The organism is Aeromonas media (genome assembly GCF_000819985.1).
GTDB lineage: Bacteria > Pseudomonadota > Gammaproteobacteria > Enterobacterales > Aeromonadaceae > Aeromonas > Aeromonas media.
This window is the reverse complement of record NZ_CDBZ01000120.1, coordinates 1-1,084: the sequence shown is the minus strand read 5'-3', so window position 1 is coordinate 1,084 and position 1,084 is coordinate 1. Positions and strand designations below refer to the sequence as shown.

Genomic DNA, 1,084 nt, shown 5'->3' with positions numbered 1-1,084 from the left:
CGCGAATTCAACTTCGAAGTGCGACACTCGCCTATGCCGCCTGACGGTACTCTTCGAATACCTTGACAGGCTGCCTGAATCCGAGACATTTCCGAGGTCGTAGGTTGAGCCACTGCTCCGCTCTCCTGACATCCTCGTCCGTGACCTCTCTCAGGTCTGTTCCCTTTGGGATAAACTGCCTCAACAGCCCATTGCTGTTCTCGTTCAGACCGCGCTCCCACGAAGAGTAAGGGTGCGCAAAGTAAGTCTCGGCACCCAGCGCTTCCTCTATCGCCTTGTGTTCGGCAAACTCGCCGCCGTTGTCAAAGGTGATGGTATGCACCTGCTCGATGTAGGGCGTTAACATCTCGATTATCGCATCCCGCACCACCCCAGCCTGTTTGCTCGCGACCCGCTTGACCAGATAGAGCCGGCTCTTGCGCTCCACCAGGGTGACCAGTGCACCTGTGCCTTGCTTGCCCAGCACCGTGTCCGCCTCCCAATCACCGAGCCGCTCCCGGCTATCGACGATAGCCGGCCGTTCATCAATAGAGCGGGCTTCCTTGATGGGAGAACGCAGGCTGCTCGCCCCCTTGCGGTAGCGCTTGTGGCCCTGGCGCAGATGGCGGTACAACTGGCCACCCCGGGCTTTGTCGGCGGCCACATGGCGGTATATCCACTCGTGACTCACCATGAGGCCTATCTGCTTGCCCACCGCGCTTATCTGCTCCGGGCTCCACCACCAGGCGAGTGTCAGCTCGACAAACTGGATGACATCGGCAGATAGCCGAGATTTGGCCGCACTGGCCCGTCGGTGGGTGGCGTGCTGATGCGCATTGTCTGGCTGGTAGCCCTGCGGCCCGGCGTTACGACGCAGCTCCCGGTAGAGGGTGGAGCGATGAACGCCAATGGCGCGTGCGGTGGCAAGGATGGACATCCCCTGTGCGCGAAGCACCGATAACTGGTATCGTTGCCCCTCGGTCAACTGCTGATAGCTCATGGTGATACTGCTTTTACTTTGGCGAGCAGAAGGGTACCACCAATCAGCAGTTGGCCACCTCTCGCCATTCATCCATGAGTGTCGCACTTATTATCTGAATTCCCG

General features: G+C 59.5%; 1 protein-coding gene. It reads right to left on the bottom strand.

The genetic code is table 11. The annotated features are described in order from the left end of the window. Window positions 1–31: 31 nt before the first annotated feature. Complete coding sequence (locus BN1127_RS10590; protein ID WP_019706001.1) at window positions 32–979, bottom strand: IS30-like element ISAs2 family transposase; 948 nt, start codon at window positions 977–979, stop codon at window positions 32–34. Window positions 980–1,084 lie beyond the last annotated feature (105 nt).